The following is a 20,733-nucleotide window of genomic DNA, read 5'->3' on the forward strand; positions in this document are numbered from 1 at the left end:
CATGGAAGTAGGCCAAGAACTTGTAGCCAGATCGCCGTCAGGACGCCGACGATATTCCCGGCGCAGCGCCTCGCGAACCACCGAGATTCTCGAAGCTGCCGCGGCCGAGTTCCTGGAGCGGGGCTTCAACGAAGCAAAGCTTGAGGCTGTCGCGCAGCGCGCTGGGATCGCGCGAAGTCTCATCTACCGATACTTCGCCACGAAGGAGGACGTGTTTCGCGCCGTGGTGATTGATACCCTGGCGCCTCACGTCCAATCCCTAAAGGACCGCACCGAGACCGCGCCGGGCGGCCTTGCGCCATTGCTGCGAGGTCTAGCCGAGCCCATGGCAAGAGTTGCCGCAACGACTCCCCTGGCGGCGGTCTTCAAGTTGGTGGTCTCAGAATCTCGCGCCTTCCCGGAACTGGCGCAGATCTGCCACGATCAGGTCCTTCAGCCAGCCTTGGCAAGTCTCGAACACGCTGTCGCGGACGCCCAGGCGCGCGGGGAGGTGCGCAGCGGAGATCCCCGCCTTTTCGCCCTACAAATCCTCTCTCCGTTGCTCACTGCCCTAACGTTCAGCGATACGTTCGTGCCAGTGGGGGCCGCTGAGCATGATCTGGAAGCTCTTCTGCGCCAGTGCGTGGAGGTGTTCCTCGAGGGCGCGCTGACACGCCAAGCTCCCGCCTAGCAGGAACTCACGCAAGCAAATGAGCGGGTTTGAGTGAAGCTTCCGCCAGCCGTCGGATCGCGTGGCGGGACAGTGGATCTTCCTGTTGTCCGATCGGGGCCAAGCCTGTCGCTTTCCACGCACGATAGGCCTTTTCGAACAACGTTTTAACTATCAAACCAGCACCGGGCCGACGTCTTGCGCGACGGCGAGGCTCTTGGTCGGGGTCGTGAGACTGGCCTTGACGACGAACGACCTGGTCCGGGCGCTGAGCCTTCCGACCGGCGCAACAACAAAGAGCTGGGGGCGGGGCGCCCGGCGTGACGGAGTAGGGACGAATGGTGGACGTGGTGGAAGCCGACTATGTGATCGTCGGCGGCGGCTCGGCGGGATGCGTCCTCGCCAATCGGCTCAGCGCCGATGGCAAGACTAAGGTCTTGCTGCTTGAGGCCGGCGGCGATGATCGCCCTACGCGTGAGCCGAGCCAGTTCTTCTCGAACATGATGATCCACGTGCCGGTGGGCTATGGCGTCACCATCAAGGATCCCAAGGTCAATTGGCTCTACAAAACGGAGCCCGACCCAGGCACGAATGCCCGCGAGCACGTCTGGCCGAGAGGCAAGGTGCTCGGTGGTTCGTCCTCAATCAATGGCCTGCTCTACATCCGCGGCCAACACGCCGACTATGACAACTGGCGTCAGCTGAATTGCGAAGGGTGGGCCTGGGACGACGTCCTTCCCTACTTCCGCCGCTCCCAACACCAGGAGCGTGGCGAGGACGCGTGGCACGGAACCGGCGGGCCGCTCAACGTCTCTGATCCTCGCGATTCTAACACCATCTCCGAGGCGGTGATCGACGCCTGCGTCGAAGCTGGGTTGCCGCGTCGTGACATCAATGGCGAGAACCAGGAGGGCGTCAGCTGGTATCAGTTGACCGTCAAGAATGGTCAGCGGAACTCAGCCGCTGTCGCCTATCTGCACCCCGCAATGAAGCGGCCCAACCTCAGGGTCGAAACCCGCGCGCTCGCCAGTAAGGTCTTGATCGAGGATCGCCGTGCGGTCGGGGTGGCCTTCATCCAGCAGGGCGTCACGCGCACGGCGCGCGCCCGCAAAGAGGTCATCCTGGCGGGCGGCGCAGTCAATTCTCCCCAGCTGTTGCAGCTCTCGGGCGTCGGACCTGGCGCTCTGCTGCAGCAACTGGGCGTGCCAGTCGTGAAGGACCTGCCCGGCGTGGGCGAGAACCTTCAAGACCACTACATGATCCCAATGCAATGGCGGCTGAAGCCGGGCGTCCTGTCGGTGAACGAACTCACGCGCGGCGCGCGGTTCGCCGGCGAGATCGTGAAATACGCCGTGCTGCGGCGGGGGCTCCTGACCCTGTCGGCCGCGCACGTCGCGGCGTTCTGCAAGTCGCGGCCGGACTTGGCCGAGCCGGACATCCAGTTCCACATTCTCCCCGCCTCGACCGATCGCGAAAAGACCATGGCGGCCGGCAAGATGGTCATGGACAGCCAGCCGGGGCTGACGATGGCGCCGTGCCAGCTTCGTCCGGAGTCGCGTGGTCACATTCATATTCGCAGCAGCGATCCTCAGGCGCATCCGAAGATCTTTGCGAACTACCTCGCCGACCCCATCGATCAGGAGGTAGCGATCGCCTCGCTGAAGTGGGCCCGCACGATTGCGGCGCAAGCCTCGCTCGCCCCGCAAATCCAGCAAGAGCTCATCCCAGGCGATGGCCTGCAAGGGGACGCGGCGCTGCTCGCCTATGCACGGGCGGCTGGGCAGACGCTCTACCACCCGGTTGGCACCTGCAAGATGGGCCGCGATCCGATGGCTGTCGTCGATCCGCAGCTGCGGGTGATCGGCATCGACGGCCTCAGAGTCGTAGACGCCTCGGTGATGCCGCGCCTGGTGTCGGGCAATACCAACGCGCCGACGATGATGATCGCTGAGAAGGCCGCGGACATGATCCTGGGCCGGCCGGCGCTGCAGGCCGCGGCCTGAAATAGCGCAGGCGCGTCGGGATAGAGCCCGGCGCGCCTGGCCTGCTCGTACTACCGGCGGCTCGCTGCGAGGATCTGCCTTCCCGTCTCAGGCCGACGAGCTGTAGGCGGCCGCCTTGCAATTCATACGGCTGCTCACCCTAATGCGCCGCTTAGGGGCGGCAACGCAGGGTCGGTTGGCCCAGGCTTGCGCTTCGGGCGAGGGGCGCAAGGACATGTTCGCACGAAGGACCGTCTTCGTTGTCGGAGCCGGCTGCAGCTTCGAATATGGCCTACCGGTAGGCGAGACGCTCAAGTCTCAGATCGTCGACAGAATGGGTAGCCTCTCCCGGGCGCAACGCGCCCGGGACATGGAGCCGTACGACGAGCTCATGCTGAGCGCCGTCAGGAAGCTGGCTCATCAGGAACAAATCGATGCCGGCAACAAGGTCGGGCTCTGGCTCGAGGCGGCGGGCAAAATCGCCCGTGGACTTCCCCACTCAACCTCCATCGACCGCTACCTGGCCTTCCGATCGGACGACCCGCGGATCGTCCAGTTGGGCAAGCTGGCGATCGTGCAAACGATCTTGGAGGCCGAGCGCGCGAGCAGCCTGCAGCCAACGCCGTTAGATCATGCCGCCATCGCGGGCGTCACGCGCGACCAGCCGCATTGGCTGGGGCAGTTGTTCGGGCGCATGCAGGAAGGCGTCGCAGGAAAGGCTCGCATCGCCGATCTCTTCCGAAACGTCACCTTTGTCTGCTTCAACTACGACCGATGCATAGAGCACTACTTCTTCAATGCGTTGGTGGAGTACGGCGATTTCAACGAGGAGGAGGCTGCCCGCGTCATGGCGGGAATGCGCATCATCCATCCCTACGGACGGATCGGCGCTTTGCCTTGGGATCTGGACGTTTCCCAGTCGCTGCGGGCGGACTACGGCGTGGAGCTCTCGTCGCACGAACAGCTTCTGACTCTCGCGAAGGGCATTCGGACCTTTACGGAGGGGGCCCACGACGCCCAGCACCTTCCCATTCACGAGGCCCTGCTCGAAGCCGAACAGGTTGTTTTCCTGGGATTCAGCTTCCTGGATCAGAACATGGATATGCTGACCCCGAACGTGAGGTGTCCGCCGGCCTCAGTCACTGGAACAGTCTTCAACGAGTCCTCATCCAATCAGGACCTGGCTCGAGCCCTGGTGCGCTCAATGCTGAGCGGGCGGACGGGCGGCGCGCCTGAAGGGCATCGGATCGAATTTCATGGAATGACGGCTGGGCAGTTCCTCGCCAACAACGGCAATGCGCTGATGCGCTGAGTTGGCTCGGCGCCACTGCAAGTTTGCAATGCAGTCGATAATCGCCACGCCCCGCCCACAAAAGGGAAAGGGGCGCGGTTCGATGAACCGCGCCCCTCGGCCGCTTTAGTCTCGCCGAACCCTAGAAGCGATACTGCAGCTCGATCCCGTAGGTCCGCGGGAAGTTCAGGCTGACCTGCCGGCGCGCGCCCACGGCGGTGGGGGCGGTCGGGTTGGCGATGGAGTTTCCGTAGCCGACTTCGTCGGTCACGTTCTTCACGAACGCGATCACGGTGTACTTCTTCTCACCGTCCGACCACAGCGCACGCAGATCACCGGTGGTGAAAGCCTTGGTGCTGTAGATCGGGTTCTTGAACAGCAGCGATTGCTGCTCGTCGATATAGCTGGCGGTGCCGCTGAGCGTCATCGTGCCCTCGAAGAGGTCGAAGGCATAGGTCACGCCGGCCGTCGCCTTGTGTTCCGGCGACAGCGGCAGGTCGTTGCCGACCAGCGATTGCTGGACACGTCCATTGACGGCCGGGCCGACCGGCCGCGCGCCAGCCGCGAGCGCCAGCGGATCGGCCGTATCGACGAAGCAGCAGCCGCTCTTCAGCTCGGTGTTCAGGTAGGCGTAGTTGAGCAGGAAGTTCAGCCCGCGGATCGGCGACCACTGGGTTTCGAGTTCCAGGCCCCAGATGGCGGCGTCCAGGTTGAGGAACTGAGTTGCGGTGATAGCGCCGAGCGGCACTGTCAGCGGAGCCTGGAAGCCCTGATAGTCGGTGTAGAACAGCGCCGCGTTGGTCTGCAGTTGACCGCCGAACGTCTTCTTGAAACCGAGTTCGTAGCTGTTCACGTACTCCGGGTCGGCATACGGGTCGGGCGACAGACCCGAGGAGCCCAACCAGCCGCCGGACTTGTAGCCGCGCGAGTAACGCAGGTAGAGATTGGTGTAGCGATCCGGGGCCCATTGAACGCTGAGGGTGCCCGTCACCGCGTCCCAGTCACCGCCCAGATCGCGGCGCAGGCCGCCGCCCGGGTTCAGAACCAGGCTCGCAGTCGCCGGGTTGGCGGCGCAGGAGGCCAGCGTCGTGCCGCCGCAGACCTGTTGGGTTGAAACGTCGACGGCGAAGCCTTGTGCGACGGCCGGAGGCACGGCGGCGCCGAAGGCGAGGGCCAGGGTCGGGATGCGCGCGACATAGCGGGCGACATCGTAGCCGTTCTTCTCATCCTTCGTGTAGCGAAGGCCCGCGGTCACGGTCCAGTCCGGCGCGAATTCCCAGTCCACCTGACCAAAGGCGGCGTAGGACTTCGTTTCCAGGTGGCCGTCGACATAGAGGAAGGCGCCGCGCGGGTTCGGATCCGAGGGCGCGCCCGTCAGGCCGATAGGATTGAAGATGCTCGGATCGCCGACGACCCGAATACCCTGCGGCTGATCGTACTTCTGATAGTACTGATAGACGCCCACGATCCAATTGATCGGACCTTCGCCGTTCGACGAGAGGTTCAGTTCATTGGAGTACCAGGACTGGCGCTCCTCGTAGAACGTCCGCGCATCGGTCGACACGTTCTGAGCAAGGAACGAGGGCAGGGGGCCGGCGCCATCGAGGTCGACAAGGATGTTCTGCGGGCCGATACGCGCCGATCCGTCGGAGTCGGTCGAGGTGTTGTAGTTGTAGGTTTGGTAGCCGCCCAGATACTTCAGAGTGGCCCAGCCGAGGTCGGAGGTCACATCCAGGTGCAGGCGATGGTGCCTGTCGAGCGAGCCGTAGCTCGGCGAGTTGACGTTCTGTTCGTAGGGGTTGGTCACGGCCGGGTTGCGGTCGGTCAGCCCATAGGTGCTGTTGTAGTAGAGAGCCGAGGTGCCGGCGCCCGTCAACGAAGTGGTGTCGTAGGGCGACAGGTTGTTCACCATGGGATTGCCGACGCCGTAGCTGTCGTCCCAATCGAACTTCGTATAGCGGAGCCGTGCGGTGGTGTTCTCACCCAGGTCGGCTTCCAGTTGGGCTTCTAGCGTGTAGCGCGAGACCTCGCCGCTGTCGCGGGCGGGGCCGGAATTCTTGATGAATCCATCGTCGCGACGCTCCATGGACGCGCCGACCAGGAACCGAAGGTTTTCCAGGATCGGACCGCGGACCATGCCGTCCAGGCGGTAGGAGCCGTAGTTGCCAATCATAGCGCGAGCTTCGCCGCTCATGTAGTCCGTCGGGCGCTTGGAAATGATGTTGAGCGCGCCGCCGATGGAGTTGCGCCCATAGAGGGTTCCCTGCGGGCCGCGCAGCACCTCGGTGCGTTCGATGAAGATCGACGGGGTGGTCGCATCGAACATCGAATTCGAGAAGATGCCGTCGGAATACGCGGCGACGGACGGGTCAGTACCAATGGCGTTGGTCAGGCGGCCGATGCCGCGCACCGACATGCGGTCGTTGTTGGTGTAGCTAACGCCAGGGGTGATGCGGGCGAGATCCTCGACAGTGCCGACGCCCAGGACGTCGCGCTTCTCGCTGGTATAGGCCGAAACTGCGGACGGAACGTCCTGCAGGCTTTGTTCGCGCTTTTCCGCGGTCACGACCAGTTCTTCGATCATCGGGGCGTCGGACGAGCCGGCCGCCTCCTGAGCGTTGGCGTGCGGCGCGATGGCGGCCACCGCGCTGACCGAAGCGGTCGCCAGCAACGTGTTCAGCAGCCACTTGCGTGAAGATCTAAGGCCCGACGGCTGGGCGTAACTCGACATAATTGAACTCCCTCCCAGGCGCACTCCGGCGCCGGCGGCCGGCAAAAGCCTTCCTCGAACGAGGTTCGAAAAGCCCCAATGTGCAGTGCAATTCGGCCTAGCTCGGAGGCTCTGAAAAGCTTGAGGAATTTCCTGCGGCGCCGTCACAATTGTTGAGGGGCGGTTGGCGTCGCGCTGACCCAACCGCTCGCGAGGTTCGAATCATCGGCGCATTGCGGTGACTTCGCCGCCCAACTCCACAGCCTGACTTACTAGAGCATCCGATGTCGCTTGAGCGGGTCCTCAAGCCTCAGATCAATTGGAGGGTGTAAGTAAGGCGTCCTGCGGTGAAGTCATAAAGTCGCGCCACGGACTCGTATTCACAAGCTTACGCAGCGTTCGAACAATGTTCGAACGTCGAACGAGATTCGAACATTGACGCTGAAGCGTCCGATGTGCATCCAATCAGCTGATAGTGGCGAACTGGCGGGATCACGTGGTTCCGTTTCATAAGCCAGCGCCACAATTATTGGATCAGTCCGGATTGGACATGCGCCTGCTCGCGCACCTGATTGCGCCTCAGAGCGCAAAGGGAAGGAATAGAGACATGAGCGACGGAAATATCGACCTGGCCGCCGAGGCGCGTGCGCAGGCCTACGCCCTGCCGCTGGATCAGTTGAATCCGGGCGATCCGGCCCTGTTCCGGACTGACGCGCACTGGCCCATTCTTGAGCGCCTGCGCAAGGAAGACCCGGTTCACTATACGGCCGAGAGCGAATACGGCCCGTACTGGTCGATCACCAAATACAACGACATCATGGCGGTCGATACGAACCATGAGGTGTTCTCCTCGGAAGGCGGCATCACCATCGCCAGCCAGGAAGGCGAAGAAGGGCCTCTGCCCATGTTCATCGCCATGGACCCGCCTAAGCACGATGTTCAGCGCAAGACCGTGAGCCCGGCGGTGGCGCCGGCTAACCTGGCGATCCTTGGCCCGCTGATCCGCGAGCGCGCCGCCAAGATCCTCGACGGCCTGCCGATCGGCCAGGAGTTCGACTGGGTCGACAAGGTCTCGATGGAACTGACGGCCATGACCCTGGCCACCCTGTTCGACATGCCGCAGGAAGACCGCCGCAAGCTGACCTACTGGTCGGACGTGGTGACCGCGGTGCCCGGCAAGAGCCCGCTGGTCGACACCATCGAACAGAAGATGCAGATCTTCATCGAGTACCACGCCTATTTCACTGGGCTGTGGAACCAGCGAGTCAACGCCCCGCCCGGGGGCGACCTGATCTCGATGCTGGCGCATGGTCCGGAAACCCGGAACATGGAACCGCGCGAGTACTTCGGGAACATCGTGCTGCTGACCGTCGGCGGCAACGACACCACCCGCAACACCATCACCGGCTCGGTCCTGGCGCTGAACCAGAACCCCGACCAGTACAAGAAGCTGCGCGAGAACCCGTCGCTGATCCCCTCGATGGTCTCCGAGACCATCCGCTGGCAGACGCCGCTGGCCCACATGCGCCGCATCGCCACCCAGGACTACGAACTGGGCGGCAAGACCATCAAAAAGGGCGACAAGGTGGTCATGTGGTACGTCTCGGGCAACCGCGACGACGAGGTCATCGAGCGGCCGAACGACTACATCATCGACCGCGCCCGTCCGCGGAACCATCTTTCCTTCGGCTTTGGCATCCACCGCTGCGTCGGCAACCGCCTGGCCGAGCTGCAGCTCCAGATCATCTGGGAAGAGATCCTCAAGCGCTTCCCGGAGATCAAGGTCGTCGAAGAACCCATCCGGACCTACTCGAGCTTCGTGAAGGGCTACGAGTCCATGAAGGTGATCATCCCAGCCCGTGCCTAGCGCCCAGCAGCCCTGAGGGACGCTGGGGGCGCAACGCCTTGGCGACCCTCTAGGGCAAAGTCAGCTATCCAGTCTTCCGCGCGGGGTCCCTAGGGGCCCCGCGTCTTTTTGTCTGGCGGCCCCGGCTCCTCTGAGGCGGCGGGTATCGCACCGCTGACGACTGCACGCAGATTTCTTCATCCGCTCTCTTTTCGAACTCCGTTCCAAGGTTCCAAACGGGCGCGTCTTCAAGTGCGTTCTGGATGGCTGCCCTCTGCCGGCTCCTCCGATCGCTGCAATCGACCGGTGTGAACAGGACAGCAATGACGAGCGTAGGGATGGCGTATATCGCAGGCGCCTTCGAACATCCGACCCGAAAGGCGACTGACATTTCAGTCGGACGGCTCCATGCCGAGTGCGCCGCCGGCGCGCTGGCGGACGCAGGGCTCAGCCGTGACGACGTTGATGGTTTCTTCTGTGGCGGCGACGCTCCAGGCGGACTGCTGGCGATGGTCGACTATCTGGGGCTGAAGCCCCGTCACATCGATTCCAGCGACATCGGCGGGTCCAGCTACATCTCCCTGGTCGGGCACGCGGCCCAGGCCATTGCAGCGGGCAAGTGTAATGTCGCGCTGATCACCCTGGCGGGTCGACCCCGGACCGAAGCGATCAGTGGCTTTGGCGGTCCGCCGTCTCATCCGACGCGTCCCTGGGAGCCGCCGGTCAATGCGCGCCTTGTGGATCTCTATGCGCTCTGCGCGCGCCGACACATGCATGAGTTCGGCACCACCAGCGAACAGCTGGCCTGGATCAAGGTCGCCGCTTCCCACCACGCGCAGCACAATCCTCACGCCATGCTTCAGAAGGTGGTCACCGTCGAGGATGTCCTGCAGTCGCCGCTGATCTCGGATCCGCTGCATCGGCTCGACTGCTGCGTCGTCTCTGACGGCGGGGGCGCACTGATCGTCACGCGCCCGGAGATCGCCATGAACCTTGGCCGGCCGCTGGTGAAGGTGAGGGGCGCGGGCGAGGCGCTGAAGGGCCAGGACGGCGGGGCCGTGGATTTGACCTATTCGGGAGCGGCGTTCTCTGGACCTGCCGCCTTCGCCGATGCTGGCGTGACCCCGGCGGATATTCAGTACGCCTCGATCTATGACAGCTTCACTATCACCGTCCTTATGCAGCTAGAGGACCTGGGCTTCTGCGAGAAGGGCCAGGGCGGCCGCTTCGTCGCCGACGGCCAGCTGATCTCTGGCATCGGCCGCCTGCCGGTGAACACTGACGGCGGCGGGCTCTGCAACAATCACCCGGCCAATCGCGGGGGGATGACAAAGGTCATTGAAGCGGTTCGGCAGCTGCGCGGCGAAGCTCATCCGGCAGTCCAGGTGAAGGACTGCAAGCTTGCCTTGGCTCACGGCACCGGAGGCTGGCTTGGCAGTCGCCACGGCAGCGCAACCGTTATCCTGGAACGAGAGTAGGTACATGCAAGTCGATCAGGCTCTGCAACAGAACCATCCCGAGGCTATGGCCTTCTCCGCGGCCGCCGCAGAGGGTCGCTTCATGGTCCCGACCTGCGGCGATTGCGGGAAGGCGCACTGGTATCCGCGCGCCTTCTGTCCGTTCTGCTTCTCCTTCGATGTGACCTGGGAGGCGGCGTCAGGCCGCGGCGAGATCTACTCCTACTGCAATGGCGAGCCTGCGCCGGGCACGAACGTGATCGCCTACGTGAAGCTCGCCGAGGGGCCGACCGTTCTGACCCATATCCTGGATGCAGATCCGGCGGCCTTGCGCATTGGACTGCCCGTCAAGGTCGTGCTCCAGGCTGCGAAGGACGGCCAGTACTTCCCCGCCTTCACGCCGAGCTAGCGGCTTCTGAGCCGAGAGCCTCCAAACGGCCTGGATCTTTAAGATCCGGGCCGTTCCTTTGGTGGCGGGTCTCTACCTGAGTTCGGATGCGGCGCGGCTGAGCAAGGCCTTGAACCAGTCGTGGCCGCGCTTGGACGCAGCGGCAGGCGTCCAGAACGCATCGATATCCAGCCGACGGTTGGGATAGTCGATCTCCAGGAGGCGTATGTCGCGCGAGCGGGCAAGTTCCTGGGCGAGTTTGCGGGGCACCAGGGCCAGACACTCTGCTTCCTCAACGATCGCCCCGATGACGAGGAAATTCGGGACTTCGCAAACTGGCGACACCTCCAGAACAGAGGTGGGCTGGATCAGCCCTGCCCGGGCCAGGGCGCTTCGCTCGCCAACCTGGTAGACGACCTGCCGAGCGCCTCGAAATTCGGCGGGCGAGATGATGTCTCCCCACCGCTGATCGCGACGCGAAGCGATGCAGGTCATACGGACCCGCTACTTGCAAAGCTAGGACTCGCGCCATCACCGCTCCTAAGCCTAGAGCCGCTAGGTCGGCGTCCGATCCGGGACCGAGAAGCCGCGATCAAAGCCATCTCATGAGCGGGCGCCGAGCGCTAGCGCAGCGGCGGGCTGCTGCCCAAAGCGGTGTGAAGCGACTCTGGGCGCAGGTGTGTGTAGCGGCGCAGCATCTTCCAATCCTTGTGGCCCGTAACGAGGGCCACCTGTTCGATGCGATAACCTGCCTCGAAGAGACGGCTCGTGCCATCATGTCGAAGGTCGTGAAAGTGGAGGTCTTCGATGTCCAACTCACGGCAGGCCCGTGTGAATGCGGTGCCCGCCGACTTGTGCACATAGGGGAAGATGCGGTCGTCCTCGTTAGTCCGGATTGCGCGCTGCTCTTCGATGAGAGCCATTGCGTCGTATCCCGACACCGCGAGGAGGGGGATCCTCTGGTCGTTTCCCTTCTTCTGCCGGGGATCCTTGCGATCGCGGATGGTGAGCATTTTCGTCCGCGTGTTGAGGTCGCTCCAGGTGACCCTGCAGATCTCCTCCTGACGCATGGCTGTGGCTATGGCGAATTGGATGATGCGGCTCATCGGCATCGTCAGCCGTTCGTTCGCGTCAAAATGGGCGAAGAGAGCCGCAAGCTCCTCCTCGCTCGGTCGGCGGTCACGCTCATTGCTCTTGCCCACCAGCCCCAGCCGCTTCAGCGCAATGCGAGCAAGGTCGACCGGCTCTACCTTTACCGGCACGCCGTGAACCGCGGCCGCGTGGGAAAGGACGAGGCGGATCGCTCCGACATCCATTCCAACGGTCATCGGACCGGCCCCTGCGGCTGCCCTGGCTCGTCCAAAATGGACAAGACGCTCGCGATCCACCTCCACGAGCTTCAGCTTACCGAGAGTGCGCTTCAGCATCTGCAGGGTGGCGTCCTTGGAGCGGCCGGGCGCGCGACCAACTTCCTTCATGTCGTCGATGTGAAGATCGATGAGTTCGCCGAAGGTGCGGATGCGTGCGACCCGCGTGGCGAGCGGCGTCTCGCCACGATCGATCTGGCGCTCCGTGTCGAGCGCCCAGCTCTTGGCGTCTTCATGGCGGACGAAAGTCTCGCTGATGGCCCGGCCCTTGCGACGGACTTGGGCGCGCCAGCGGCCGGATTTTTGCTTGCGGATCGATGCCATTTTTGGGTGCAGAACGGGTGCAGTGAGTTGGCGAAAGGGGGCGAATTCCGTCGAAAAATGGCGTAGAACCGCGCGTCCGGCGGCCGGCCTAACTCCCTAGGTTATATGGAAAAACTAGCGCATTTTCAAGCACATAGGCTGTCTATTGCACCTATGATGGACTGGACGGACCGGCATTGCCGCAGTCTGCATCGCACGCTGTCGAGCCGGGCGCTGCTCTATACCGAGATGCTGACCACCGGGGCCGTGCTGCATGGCGACCGTGAGCGGCTGCTGGCCTATGACCCCGCCGAGCATCCGGTCGCGCTGCAGCTGGGCAGCTCGGAGCCGGCCGACCTGGCCGCCGCGGCGAAGATCGGCGAGTCCGAGGGCTATGACGAGATCAACCTCAATGTCGGCTGCCCCTCCGACCGGGTGCAGAGCGGCCGGTTCGGCGCCTGCCTGATGCGCGAGCCGGAGCTGGTGGCCGAGTGCATGGCGGCCATGGGCGCGGCGGTGAAGGTCCCGGTCACGGTGAAGTGCCGGATCGGCGTCGACGACCAGGATCCCGAGCAGAGCCTGTTCCAGCTCGTCGACCTCTGCGCCCAGGCCGGCGTGTCGAGCTTCGTCGTCCACGCCCGCAAGGCGTGGCTGAAGGGGTTGTCGCCGAAAGAGAACCGCGACGTGCCGCCGCTCGACTACCCGCTGGTGCACCGGCTGAAGCGCGAGCGGCCCGACCTGACCATCGCCATCAATGGTGGGATCGGTTCTCTGGACGAGGCCCAGCCGCATCTCGGCGCCGTCGACGGGGTTATGCTGGGGCGGGCGGCATATCACACGCCGGCGCTGCTGGGCGAGGTTGACCGGCGGGTGTTTGGCATGGCCGTCGAGGACGTCGACGCCTTCAGGGCGGTCGAGCTCTACCGCCCCTATGTCGCGCGCGAATTGGCGCGCGGCACCCACCTGGCGGCCATGACCCGCCACATGCTGGGGCTGTTCCACGGCCTGCCCGGCGCGCGCGGCTGGCGTCGGGTGCTGACGGTCGAGGGCGTGAAGTCGGGCGCCGGTCTCGAGGTGATCGACGCGGCCCTGGCCCAGGTCCTACGGGCGCAGGATGAGCGCCGTGCGCGTAGCCTCGAAGCTGGCGAGGCGGCCTAGATAGGTCATGCCGAGCAGCGAGCTTTCCAGCCCGCTCTCGATCACCATGGCGTCGACGTCGTTGAGCGCGGCGCCGGCCACCGAGACGCGGCCCAGCTTCACGGCCGCGGCGCGGGTCTCGCCCGAGGCGGTGACGACCTTATAGTTGTAGTCGAGCTTGTCGGTGGCGATGCCGAGGCGCTGGGCGTCGGCCAGGGTCAGGGCGACGGCGCTGGCTCCGGTGTCGACCAGGAAGCGCACGCGCGAGCCGTTGACGTCCGCCTCGGCCCAGTAGTGGCCGTCACCGCCCTTGGCGATCGAGGCCGGCTGGGCGTGGGGCGCGGACTGCGGCGCAATGGCGAGCGCTGCGCGCAGTTCCGGCTTCGGATCCGTGAACGTGTTCAGGGCCTCGGCCGCGCCCACCGCAGACACGGCGCCCAGAAGCGCCACCATCGCCAGTTTGAGCATGTCCCACACACCTTGCCGCTTCGGCTTCACCGCGGGCCGGTTTCGACCCTGTTCGGCGCGGACCTTACGGCGGCGAGGTTTGCAAGGCGTGAATCGGGAGTTTCTGAAAACCTAACTACGGCAAAGGTTTAAGGTTAAAACATTCCCAACTTTTCGGGTCGGATCCGACTGCGGCGGGAAGGCAGTTCGGCCATGATCCGGGCCCGATCCTCGTCGCTCAGCTTGGCCCAGCCGGCGACCTCGCTGAGGCGGCGATAGCAGCCGAGGCAGAGTCCGCTCTCCCCATCGACGACGCAGACCTTGATGCAGGGGGTCTTGATGGGGGCGGGCGGGGTGGCGGGAACGTCGGTCATGGGTCCGGGAGGGGCGGCTGATCAGGGGATAGCGTAGGTGACGGTGGCCTGGGCCGCCAGTCGGTCAGGATGTTCGGTCCAGAGCCGAACGTCGCATACTGCGTTGCGCCGTCCGAGCCGCAGCATCTGCGCCTCGGCGTACAGGTCCCCAGGCTGGGCGCCGCGCAGGAAGTTCATCACCAGCGAACTGGTCACCGCCATCAGCTGGTCGCCGATGTGAGCCAGGATCAGCGCGTAGGCCGCGGTGTCGGCCAGCGCCATCAGGTTCGGGCCGGAGATCAGCCGCCCTGGACGCAGCATGCTGTCGTGGTAGGCGCGCACGAGAACCGCCCGCCCGGGTGCAATCTCGGTCACACGGGGGAAATGGGCGTCGGATCCGTCGGGAAAAGCGCGTCGAAGCAGGGTGTTGACCTGGTCGGCGTCAAGCGTGAGCGAAAGTGTCATGCCTTAGCTTTGCGTCGCGCGTGTATCATTACAAGGTGTTTATGTTTCGTGGTAACCGTGGTGTTTCATTGCTTTAATTTAATCTGCGAATACTAATCATTGCCGGGAATTCATTTGAGTGTTCGTGGCCCCGCGAGCAGTTTCCCCTCATCGAATTTCGAGGGAGTTACGCCATGAAACTGTTCGCCATCGCCCTGACGTCCGCTGGTTTGCTGGCTGCGGCCGGTTCCGCTTCGGCGGCCGTGAGCGACGTGGATTATCTGAAGGCCAACCGCTGCCGTGGACTGGCCGCCTCGGGCATCGCCAGCGTAGACACTGCGTCGATGGACGCCTTCATTAAGAGCGAGGGCCGCACCCGCAACGCCTTCGTCACCGATCGCGGCAAGACCGAGTTCGACAAGGCCAAGCGCGAAGGCAAGACCGATAACACTGACCGCAAGGCGCGCCTTGTCGCCGAACTGAACGGCCCCTGCCAGGCCTACAAGGGCTAAGGCTCGACTGCTGCCGGTCCCCACACGGCAGTCGCTTCCAGACTGAGCGCCCGCGTCCCCCGGCCGGGCGCTCTTTTCTTTTGCGGCGGAACCAGGCTTGGCCATAGGCTTTGATGGGTGGAGGCTGTGGCTGGGCGATTGGGTCGGTGATGGATTTGTTGAGGCCCGGCGAGACGTGCTGGCGCAAGGAGCGCGCGGGCCGCGCCGCCTTTCTGGTCGATACCGAGGCCTACTTCACGGCGGTCTTCGAGGCGCTGCGCAAGGCGCGCCGCTCTGTGCTGCTGCTGGGCTGGGGGTTCGATCCGCGGGCGCGGCTGTTCCCGGACGGCTTCGATGGCCCCTCCGATCCCGACGAGGTGGGGCGCATCCTGGTGGCGCTGGCCAAGGCGCGACCGGATCTCGACATCCGGGTGCTGATCTGGAAATCGGCCCTGCCGATCGCGGCCAGCCAGCAGTTCTTTCCGCACAAGGCCCGCAAGTGGTTCCACGGCACCAATGTGAAGTTCTGGCTCGACGATCACGTGCCGTTCGGCGCCTGCCACCATCAGAAGGTGCTGGTTGTCGACGACGCCCTGGCGTTCTGCGGGGGCGGGGACATCAGCGTCGATCGCTGGGACACGCCTGGACACCTGGAGCATGACCCGCGGCGGATCATGCCCGATCAGCACCATCACGCCCCGCGCCACGAAGTGATGATGATGGTCGACGGCGCCGCGGCGCAGGCCCTGGGGGACCTGGCGCGCGAACGTTGGCGTCGCGCCACGGGGGAGGCGCTGCCCAAGCCTGAGTCGGCGGAGGAGGATCCCTGGCCGGCCTACCTCCCCGCGCACCTGAGCGACGTCGAGGTCTCGATCCAGCGCACAGAGCCGGCCTGGAACGAGCGTCCCGAAGTGACAGAGATCCGCCGCCTGACCATCGAATCGATCCTGGCGGCCAAGTCGGTGATCTATCTGGAGAACCAGTACTTCACCTCGCCGCTCTACGCCGCGGCGTTGGCAAAGCGGCTGGCCGAGCCGGACGGACCGGAGGTTGTGCTGATCTCGACCGGCCAGAGCCCGAGCTGGTTCGACCAGCTGACCATGGACCGGGCGCGATCGAACATGCTCTGGCGGCTGCGCTCGGCCGACGTCTTCGGGCGGTTCCGCGCCTGGTATCCGACGACGCCGGCCGGGACGAAGATCATCGTCCACTCCAAGGTGACCATCATCGACGAGTGCTTGGCGCGGGTGGGGTCGGCCAACCTCAACAACCGCTCGGGCGGCTTCGACACCGAGGTCGAGCTGGGCGTGCAGGTCGAGGGCGGCCATGAGGAGCGCACCATCGGCGCCCTACGGGACCGGCTGATCGGCCACTTTCTGGGGTGCACGGGCGAGGCCGTGGCCAAGGCCAGGGCCAAGCGCGGAGGGATGATCGCGGCGATCGAGCACCTGAACGCGCAGGGGCGGCTTTCGCCGATCCTGCCGATGAGGCAGACGCCGCTGGGTGAGATCATCGCCACCTATCACCTCGGCGATCCGTACTCGGTGGCCGACTCCTGGCGCGCCACGCGCCGACGCGACCTGCTCTACACCGAGGACCTGATGCACACCCGGTTCATGCCACGCTGAAGTCCATCACCAGCGGCAGGTGGTCGGAGGCCACGCGGGTCAGGGGATCGAAGGGAACGAACACGTTCTCGACCTTGATCTCCGGGCTGACGAAGATGTGGTCGATGCGCAGCACCGGCAGGGCCGACGGAAAGGTCGAGGTCGGCGAGCGTTGCGGCGAGAGCCGCCGCGCCGCGGCCAGCTTGGCCGCCAGGGTGCGATAGACCACTGATGAGCCGGTGGCGTTGAAGTCGCCGAGCAGGATCGTCGGGCCTTGGCGCATCGGGTGTCCCAGCCAGGCCGGACCGGCCAGCCAGGCGGCCTGGATCTGCTGCTCGCGGGGGATCAGGCCCAGATGGGTGTTGATCACCTGCACGGGGCGGCCCTCCACCTCGGTCGAGATCCACACCGCGCCGCGCGGCTCCAACCGCGGAATCGGCGCGTAGCCGGGCAGGGGGCCGGTCTGGATCATCCGCTCGGGGTAAACGGTGAGGATGGCGTCGCCGTAGAGCTCCTCCTCGACGCGCAGGGCCGGATGGAAGTGGAAGGCCATCTTCAGCCGCCGCGCGATCTGGTGCGCCTGGTCGACGCCGCCGGTGCGGGCGCGGCCCACGTCCAGCTCCTGCAGGGCGACGATGTCCGGTTCGAGCCGGGCGATCACCTCGGCCACGCGGCCGACGTCCAGGCGACGGTCCGTGCCGACGCAGCGGTGGACGTTGTAGGTGAGGATGCGCGGCATGGGGCTCAGGGATGCACGCCGCGGGCGCGCGACGCAACGCCTCCAACGCTGCCGCAAGGCGAAGGTTCGCAAGATATCTGGCGGCGCGACGCAAGCTACACGGGGGGGCTGCTGGTGAGCTTTCTGGCTCAGGCCTTCTATGCGGCCGAATTGACGGAGCCATCGAAATCCTTGGAGGCGCCCGTCATCACCGCGCCTCCGTGGCGTGAGCTACTGCGCCGTGGTGCATGTGGAGCCGGCCGGACTTGGCTTCGAGGAAGCGGCGCTGAAATTGACCCCGCGGTTCCGCGTGCATCTGACAACACCGGACGGGACGTCGGTCATCGGCGGCGTGATTCGGGCGCCTCTGCGCCTTTCCTTGCCGCGCTGAGCGTGCATCTAAGTGAACCGCGATAAGTTGATGTGACGTTTACGTAAGGGTCATCTTCACTTTGTCGCGCGACGCGCGTATGTTCCGCGCCCAACGAAATACGCTGTAAATGCTCGCGCCTGGGAGCCGCCTATGAACCTCGACTTTTCGCCTGAAGACGCCGCCTTCCGTGAGGAGGCCCGCACCTTCATCGCCCAGAATTATCCCAAGCAACTGCGCGAGAAGCAGGATCGCGGCGAGGAACTGAGCAAGGAGGACTATCTCTCCTGGCACCGGATCCTGGCCAAGAAGGGCTGGGCGACGCCGTCGTGGCCGGTCGAGTTTGGCGGCACCGGCTGGACCCCCACCCAGAAGTACATCTGGTCGGAAGAGCAGGCCCGCGCCGACACCCTGGGCATCCTGCCGTTCGGCGTATCGATGCTGGCCCCGGTGATCTACACCTTCGGCACCCAGGAGCAGAAAGAGAAGTTCCTGCCGGGCATCCGCGACGGCCTGGTGTGGTGGTGCCAGGGCTATTCGGAGCCGGGCGCCGGTTCGGACCTGGCTTCGCTGAAGACCAAGGCTGAGCGCGTCACGGGCGACGACGGCAAGGAATACTACATCGTCAACGGCCAAAAGACGTGGACGACGCTCGGCCAGCACGCCGACTGGGGCTTCTTCCTGGTCCGCACCGACCCGGACGCCAAGCCGCAGTCGGGCATCTCGTTCCTGCTGATCGACATGAAGACCCCGGGCATCGAGGTGCGCCGAATCACGACCCTGGAAGGCGGCCATGAGGTCAACGACGTCTTCCTCGACAACGTGAAGGTGCCGGTCGAGAACCGCGTGTTCCACGAGAACCAGGGCTGGACCTGCGCCAAGGCGCTGCTCGCCCACGAGCGCACCGGCATCGCCGGCGTCGCCCGCTCGAAGCGCGGCCTGGAGAAGGTCCGCGAGATCGCCTCGACCGAGCTGTCTGACGCCGGCGGCAAGCTGCTGGCCGACCCGTTCTTCAAGCGCAAGGTCGCCGAGCTGGAGATCGACCTGACGGCGCTGGAGTTCACCGAACTGCGCACCCTGGCCGGCGAAAGCAGCGGCAAGGGCCCGGGTCCGGAAAGCTCGATCCTCAAGATCAAGGGCACCGAGATCCAGCAGCGCCTGACCGAACTGGTGCTGGAAGCGGTCGGCCACTACGGCGCGCCGTACCTGCGCGACCTGGGCCACAACACCAACATCGGCCCGGACTACGCCGACGGCGTGGCTGGCAACTACTTCAACATGCGCAAGACCTCCATCTACGGCGGGTCGAACGAGATCCAGCGCAACATCATCGCCAAGATGGTGCTGGGCCTCTAAGCGCCGATTGTCTTAAGTCAGAAAACAACACTTATTTCCCGCCTGGGCCGGAGCGCCCGGGCGGGGTGATGCACGGGGAAACCAGATGGATTTCAGCTTCACCGAAGAACAGTCGATGCTGCGCGACACCGTCGCGAGCTATCTGGCCGACCACTACAGCTTCGAGCAGCGCCGTGACGCGCTGAAGGCCGAGCCGGGCTGGCGTCCGAACGTTTGGAAGGCCTTCGCCGAGGAACTCGGCATCCTGGGCGCGCCGTTCGCCGAGGAACTGGGCGGCCTGGGCGGCGGCTCGACCGAGAACATGGTCATCATGGAAGAGCTCGGGAAGTCGCTCGTCGTCGAGCCCTATCTCGGCACCGTGGTGATCGGCGGCGGCTTCCTGAAGCATTCGGGCTACGCCGGCGCGGCCGACCTGATCGGCGGCATCATCGGCGGCGAGACGATCATCGCCTTCGCCTATGCCGAGCCGCAGGCCCGCTACACTTGGCAGGACCTGAAGACCACCGCCAAGAAGGACGGCGCCGGCTACGTGATCAACGGCCAAAAGGCCGTGGTCATCGGCGCGCCCTACGCCACGCACCTGATCGTCACCGCCCGCACCGGCGGCGGCCAGCGCGACGCCCAGGGCGTCTCGGTGTTCATCGTGCCGAAGAACGCCAAGGGCGTGACCACCCGCGACTACCCGACCGTCGACGGCTTCCGCGCTTCGGAAGTGACCTTCGAGAACGTCGCGGTCGGCGCTGACGCGCTGATCGGCGCCGAGGGCGCGGGCCTGCCGCTGGTTCAGAAAGTGATCGACGAAGCCGTCGTCGCCACCTGCGCCGAAGCCTGCGGCGTGTTCCGCAAGCTGCACGAAGGCACGCTGGAATACACCAAGCAGCGCAAGCAGTTCGGCCAGCCGATCAGCCAGTTCCAGGTCCTGCAGCACCGCATGGTCGACATGTTCATCAACCTCGAGCAGTCGATCTCGATGACCTACATGGCCAACATCAAGCTGGCCGACGACGAGATCGAGCGGGCCAAGGGCGCTTCGGCGGCCAAGGTGCAGATCGGCAAGGCGGCCAAGTTCATCGGCCAGAACGCCATCCAGTTGCACGGCGGCATGGGCATGACCGACGAAATGGCCATCGGCCACTACTTCAAGCGCGCCACCATGATCGAGAGCGCCTTCGGCTCGACCGATCATCACCTGGCTCGCTACGAGAACCTGAGCCTGGGCGCCGCGGCCTAAGCCGCCGACGCAAAGCGACATCGAAGCGCGTCCGGTTCGCCGGGCGCGCTTTTTTGTGCCCGGACGCCTCCGGCGGAAAAAAGTCCGCCCCGAATGTCGGGACGGCCCAACCTGCGTCGTCCTAGGGTGCGTAACCCCCCGGAGGAGCCCCCCATGCGAATGATCTTTGTGAACCTACCCGTGAAAAGCGTGACGGCGTCCCGCGATTTCTTCGGCGCGCTGGGATTCACGTTCAACGAGCAGTTCTGCAGCGCCGACACCGCCTGCATGGTCATCGAAGAGAACATCTTCGCGATGCTGCTGGAGCATCACCGGTTCAAGGATTTCGTGACCGGGGACATCGCCGACGCGCATAAGGCGACCGAGGTGCTGACCTGCCTGTCGGCAAGCAGCCGCGCCGAGGTCGACAGCCTGTTGAGCAAGGCGCTGGCCGCCGGCGCCAAGCCCTGGAAGCCGAACACCGACATGGGCCCGATGTACGGCTGCAGCTTCCAGGACCTGGACGGCCACGTCTGGGAGCTGATGTACATGGACCAGGCGGCGATGGCCGAAGGCGCCGCGCCGCAGGCGGCCGGCGCCTAGCGGC

General features: G+C 64.9%; 19 protein-coding genes. 12 read left to right on the forward strand and 7 right to left on the reverse strand.

The genetic code is table 11. From position 1 onward, the window contains the following. Window position 1 precedes the first annotated feature (1 nt). The 3 genes from O4N75_RS09045 to O4N75_RS09055 all read left to right on the forward strand — a co-directional run bounded on the left by O4N75_RS09045 (window position 2) and on the right by O4N75_RS09055 (window position 3,943). Window positions 2-670: a TetR/AcrR family transcriptional regulator gene (locus O4N75_RS09045; protein ID WP_269629026.1), complete on the forward strand. Its 669-nt coding sequence runs from the start codon at window positions 2-4 to the stop codon at window positions 668-670. A 317-nt stretch (window positions 671-987) separates the two neighbouring features. After that, the gene (locus O4N75_RS09050) at window positions 988-2,652 is read left to right on the forward strand and encodes a choline dehydrogenase (RefSeq protein ID WP_269629027.1); all 1,665 of its coding nucleotides are present in this window, start codon (window positions 988-990) and stop codon (window positions 2,650-2,652) included. A gap of 349 nt (window positions 2,653-3,001) precedes the next feature. Next, a complete protein-coding gene (locus tag O4N75_RS09055; protein WP_269629028.1) occupies window positions 3,002-3,943 on the forward strand; it encodes a hypothetical protein in 942 nt (313 codons plus the stop codon). Between the two features lie 121 nt (window positions 3,944-4,064). Here the strand turns inward: O4N75_RS09055 and O4N75_RS09060 are convergent, their stop codons facing one another. Next, window positions 4,065-6,653 (reverse strand): TonB-dependent receptor, encoded by a 2,589-nt coding sequence (locus O4N75_RS09060; RefSeq protein ID WP_269629029.1) that lies wholly within the window; start codon window positions 6,651-6,653, stop codon window positions 4,065-4,067. A 586-nt stretch (window positions 6,654-7,239) separates the two neighbouring features. Between O4N75_RS09060 and O4N75_RS09065 the strand changes: the two genes are divergently transcribed. The 3 genes from O4N75_RS09065 to O4N75_RS09075 all read left to right on the forward strand — a co-directional run bounded on the left by O4N75_RS09065 (window position 7,240) and on the right by O4N75_RS09075 (window position 10,344). Then, on the forward strand, window positions 7,240-8,499 hold the full coding sequence (locus O4N75_RS09065; RefSeq protein ID WP_269629030.1) for a cytochrome P450: 1,260 nt from the start codon (window positions 7,240-7,242) through the stop codon (window positions 8,497-8,499). Between the two features lie 317 nt (window positions 8,500-8,816). Further along, window positions 8,817-9,956, forward strand: a complete 1,140-nt coding sequence (locus O4N75_RS09070; protein WP_269629031.1) for a thiolase domain-containing protein — start codon at window positions 8,817-8,819, stop codon at window positions 9,954-9,956. Window positions 9,957-9,960: 4 nt separating this feature from the next. Continuing rightward, window positions 9,961-10,344 (forward strand): OB-fold domain-containing protein, encoded by a 384-nt coding sequence (locus tag O4N75_RS09075; protein WP_269629032.1) that lies wholly within the window; start codon window positions 9,961-9,963, stop codon window positions 10,342-10,344. A 72-nt stretch (window positions 10,345-10,416) separates the two neighbouring features. On the opposite strand, the gene O4N75_RS09080 is transcribed toward O4N75_RS09075, so the two are convergent. Beyond that, the gene (locus tag O4N75_RS09080) at window positions 10,417-10,818 is read right to left on the reverse strand and encodes a hypothetical protein (RefSeq protein ID WP_269629033.1); all 402 of its coding nucleotides are present in this window, start codon (window positions 10,816-10,818) and stop codon (window positions 10,417-10,419) included. A gap of 128 nt (window positions 10,819-10,946) precedes the next feature. Beyond that, window positions 10,947-12,014 (reverse strand): site-specific integrase, encoded by a 1,068-nt coding sequence (locus tag O4N75_RS09085; RefSeq protein WP_269629034.1) that lies wholly within the window; start codon window positions 12,012-12,014, stop codon window positions 10,947-10,949. Window positions 12,015-12,119: 105 nt separating this feature from the next. Between O4N75_RS09085 and dusA the strand changes: the two genes are divergently transcribed. Then, complete coding sequence (gene dusA / locus O4N75_RS09090) at window positions 12,120-13,151, forward strand: tRNA dihydrouridine(20/20a) synthase DusA (RefSeq protein WP_269629035.1); 1,032 nt, start codon at window positions 12,120-12,122, stop codon at window positions 13,149-13,151. Here dusA and O4N75_RS09095 read toward each other — a convergent pair. The 3 genes from O4N75_RS09095 to O4N75_RS09105 form a co-directional block, all read right to left on the reverse strand. Beyond that, window positions 13,095-13,598 carry a TIGR02281 family clan AA aspartic protease gene (locus O4N75_RS09095; protein ID WP_267233362.1) on the reverse strand — a complete coding sequence of 168 codons (504 nt, stop codon included), beginning with the start codon at window positions 13,596-13,598 and terminating at the stop codon, window positions 13,095-13,097. The two genes, dusA and O4N75_RS09095, sit on opposite strands and share 57 nt — an antisense overlap. 134 nt (window positions 13,599-13,732) lie before the next feature. Next, a complete protein-coding gene (locus tag O4N75_RS09100) occupies window positions 13,733-13,951 on the reverse strand; it encodes a DUF1289 domain-containing protein (protein WP_269629036.1) in 219 nt (72 codons plus the stop codon). Window positions 13,952-13,972: 21 nt separating this feature from the next. Next, window positions 13,973-14,395, reverse strand: coding sequence for a PaaI family thioesterase (locus tag O4N75_RS09105; protein ID WP_269629037.1), 423 nt, complete (start codon window positions 14,393-14,395; stop codon window positions 13,973-13,975). 173 nt (window positions 14,396-14,568) lie between these two features. Between O4N75_RS09105 and O4N75_RS09110 the strand changes: the two genes are divergently transcribed. Together O4N75_RS09110 and O4N75_RS09115 are read left to right on the forward strand one after the other, a co-directional pair. Then, complete coding sequence (locus O4N75_RS09110) at window positions 14,569-14,886, forward strand: hypothetical protein (RefSeq protein ID WP_267233365.1); 318 nt, start codon at window positions 14,569-14,571, stop codon at window positions 14,884-14,886. A 149-nt stretch (window positions 14,887-15,035) separates the two neighbouring features. Continuing rightward, the gene (locus O4N75_RS09115) at window positions 15,036-16,493 is read left to right on the forward strand and encodes a phospholipase D-like domain-containing protein (RefSeq protein WP_269629038.1); all 1,458 of its coding nucleotides are present in this window, start codon (window positions 15,036-15,038) and stop codon (window positions 16,491-16,493) included. On the opposite strand, the gene O4N75_RS09120 is transcribed toward O4N75_RS09115, so the two are convergent. Then, entirely contained in the window at window positions 16,480-17,211 is a 732-nt protein-coding gene (locus O4N75_RS09120) for an endonuclease/exonuclease/phosphatase family protein (RefSeq protein WP_269629039.1), read from the reverse strand. The two genes, O4N75_RS09115 and O4N75_RS09120, sit on opposite strands and share 14 nt — an antisense overlap. A gap of 502 nt (window positions 17,212-17,713) precedes the next feature. Between O4N75_RS09120 and O4N75_RS09125 the strand changes: the two genes are divergently transcribed. The 3 genes from O4N75_RS09125 (at window position 17,714) to O4N75_RS09135 (ending at window position 20,729) form a co-directional block, all read left to right on the forward strand. Next, window positions 17,714-18,916 (forward strand): acyl-CoA dehydrogenase family protein, encoded by a 1,203-nt coding sequence (locus O4N75_RS09125; RefSeq protein WP_269629040.1) that lies wholly within the window; start codon window positions 17,714-17,716, stop codon window positions 18,914-18,916. A gap of 85 nt (window positions 18,917-19,001) precedes the next feature. Further along, window positions 19,002-20,147 (forward strand): acyl-CoA dehydrogenase family protein, encoded by a 1,146-nt coding sequence (locus tag O4N75_RS09130; protein ID WP_269629041.1) that lies wholly within the window; start codon window positions 19,002-19,004, stop codon window positions 20,145-20,147. 153 nt (window positions 20,148-20,300) lie between these two features. Continuing rightward, window positions 20,301-20,729: a VOC family protein gene (locus O4N75_RS09135; protein WP_269629042.1), complete on the forward strand. Its 429-nt coding sequence runs from the start codon at window positions 20,301-20,303 to the stop codon at window positions 20,727-20,729. Window positions 20,730-20,733 lie beyond the last annotated feature (4 nt).

Origin of the sequence: Phenylobacterium sp. NIBR 498073, from assembly GCF_027286305.1 — a bacterium.
In the GTDB taxonomy this organism is placed as follows: Bacteria; Pseudomonadota; Alphaproteobacteria; order Caulobacterales; family Caulobacteraceae; genus Phenylobacterium.

Bases quoted from the DNA above. Each gene is read 5' to 3' on its own strand.
- O4N75_RS09045 (WP_269629026.1), top strand. From the start codon at position 2: ATGGAAGTAGGCCAAGAACTTGTAGCCAGATCGCCGTCAGGACGCCGA.
- O4N75_RS09050 (WP_269629027.1), top strand. From the start codon at position 988: ATGGTGGACGTGGTGGAAGCCGACTATGTGATCGTCGGCGGCGGCTCG.
- O4N75_RS09055 (WP_269629028.1), top strand. From the start codon at position 3,002: ATGGAGCCGTACGACGAGCTCATGCTGAGCGCCGTCAGGAAGCTGGCT.
- O4N75_RS09060 (WP_269629029.1), bottom strand. From the start codon at position 6,653: ATGTCGAGTTACGCCCAGCCGTCGGGCCTTAGATCTTCACGCAAGTGG.
- O4N75_RS09065 (WP_269629030.1), top strand. From the start codon at position 7,240: ATGAGCGACGGAAATATCGACCTGGCCGCCGAGGCGCGTGCGCAGGCC.
- O4N75_RS09070 (WP_269629031.1), top strand. From the start codon at position 8,817: ATGGCGTATATCGCAGGCGCCTTCGAACATCCGACCCGAAAGGCGACT.
- O4N75_RS09075 (WP_269629032.1), top strand. From the start codon at position 9,961: ATGCAAGTCGATCAGGCTCTGCAACAGAACCATCCCGAGGCTATGGCC.
- O4N75_RS09080 (WP_269629033.1), bottom strand. From the start codon at position 10,818: ATGACCTGCATCGCTTCGCGTCGCGATCAGCGGTGGGGAGACATCATC.
- O4N75_RS09085 (WP_269629034.1), bottom strand. From the start codon at position 12,014: ATGGCATCGATCCGCAAGCAAAAATCCGGCCGCTGGCGCGCCCAAGTC.
- dusA (WP_269629035.1), top strand. From the start codon at position 12,120: ATGGAAAAACTAGCGCATTTTCAAGCACATAGGCTGTCTATTGCACCT.
- O4N75_RS09095 (WP_267233362.1), bottom strand. From the start codon at position 13,598: ATGCTCAAACTGGCGATGGTGGCGCTTCTGGGCGCCGTGTCTGCGGTG.
- O4N75_RS09100 (WP_269629036.1), bottom strand. From the start codon at position 13,951: ATGACCGACGTTCCCGCCACCCCGCCCGCCCCCATCAAGACCCCCTGC.
- O4N75_RS09105 (WP_269629037.1), bottom strand. From the start codon at position 14,395: ATGACACTTTCGCTCACGCTTGACGCCGACCAGGTCAACACCCTGCTT.
- O4N75_RS09110 (WP_267233365.1), top strand. From the start codon at position 14,569: ATGAAACTGTTCGCCATCGCCCTGACGTCCGCTGGTTTGCTGGCTGCG.
- O4N75_RS09115 (WP_269629038.1), top strand. From the start codon at position 15,036: ATGGATTTGTTGAGGCCCGGCGAGACGTGCTGGCGCAAGGAGCGCGCG.
- O4N75_RS09120 (WP_269629039.1), bottom strand. From the start codon at position 17,211: ATGCCGCGCATCCTCACCTACAACGTCCACCGCTGCGTCGGCACGGAC.
- O4N75_RS09125 (WP_269629040.1), top strand. From the start codon at position 17,714: ATGAACCTCGACTTTTCGCCTGAAGACGCCGCCTTCCGTGAGGAGGCC.
- O4N75_RS09130 (WP_269629041.1), top strand. From the start codon at position 19,002: ATGGATTTCAGCTTCACCGAAGAACAGTCGATGCTGCGCGACACCGTC.
- O4N75_RS09135 (WP_269629042.1), top strand. From the start codon at position 20,301: ATGCGAATGATCTTTGTGAACCTACCCGTGAAAAGCGTGACGGCGTCC.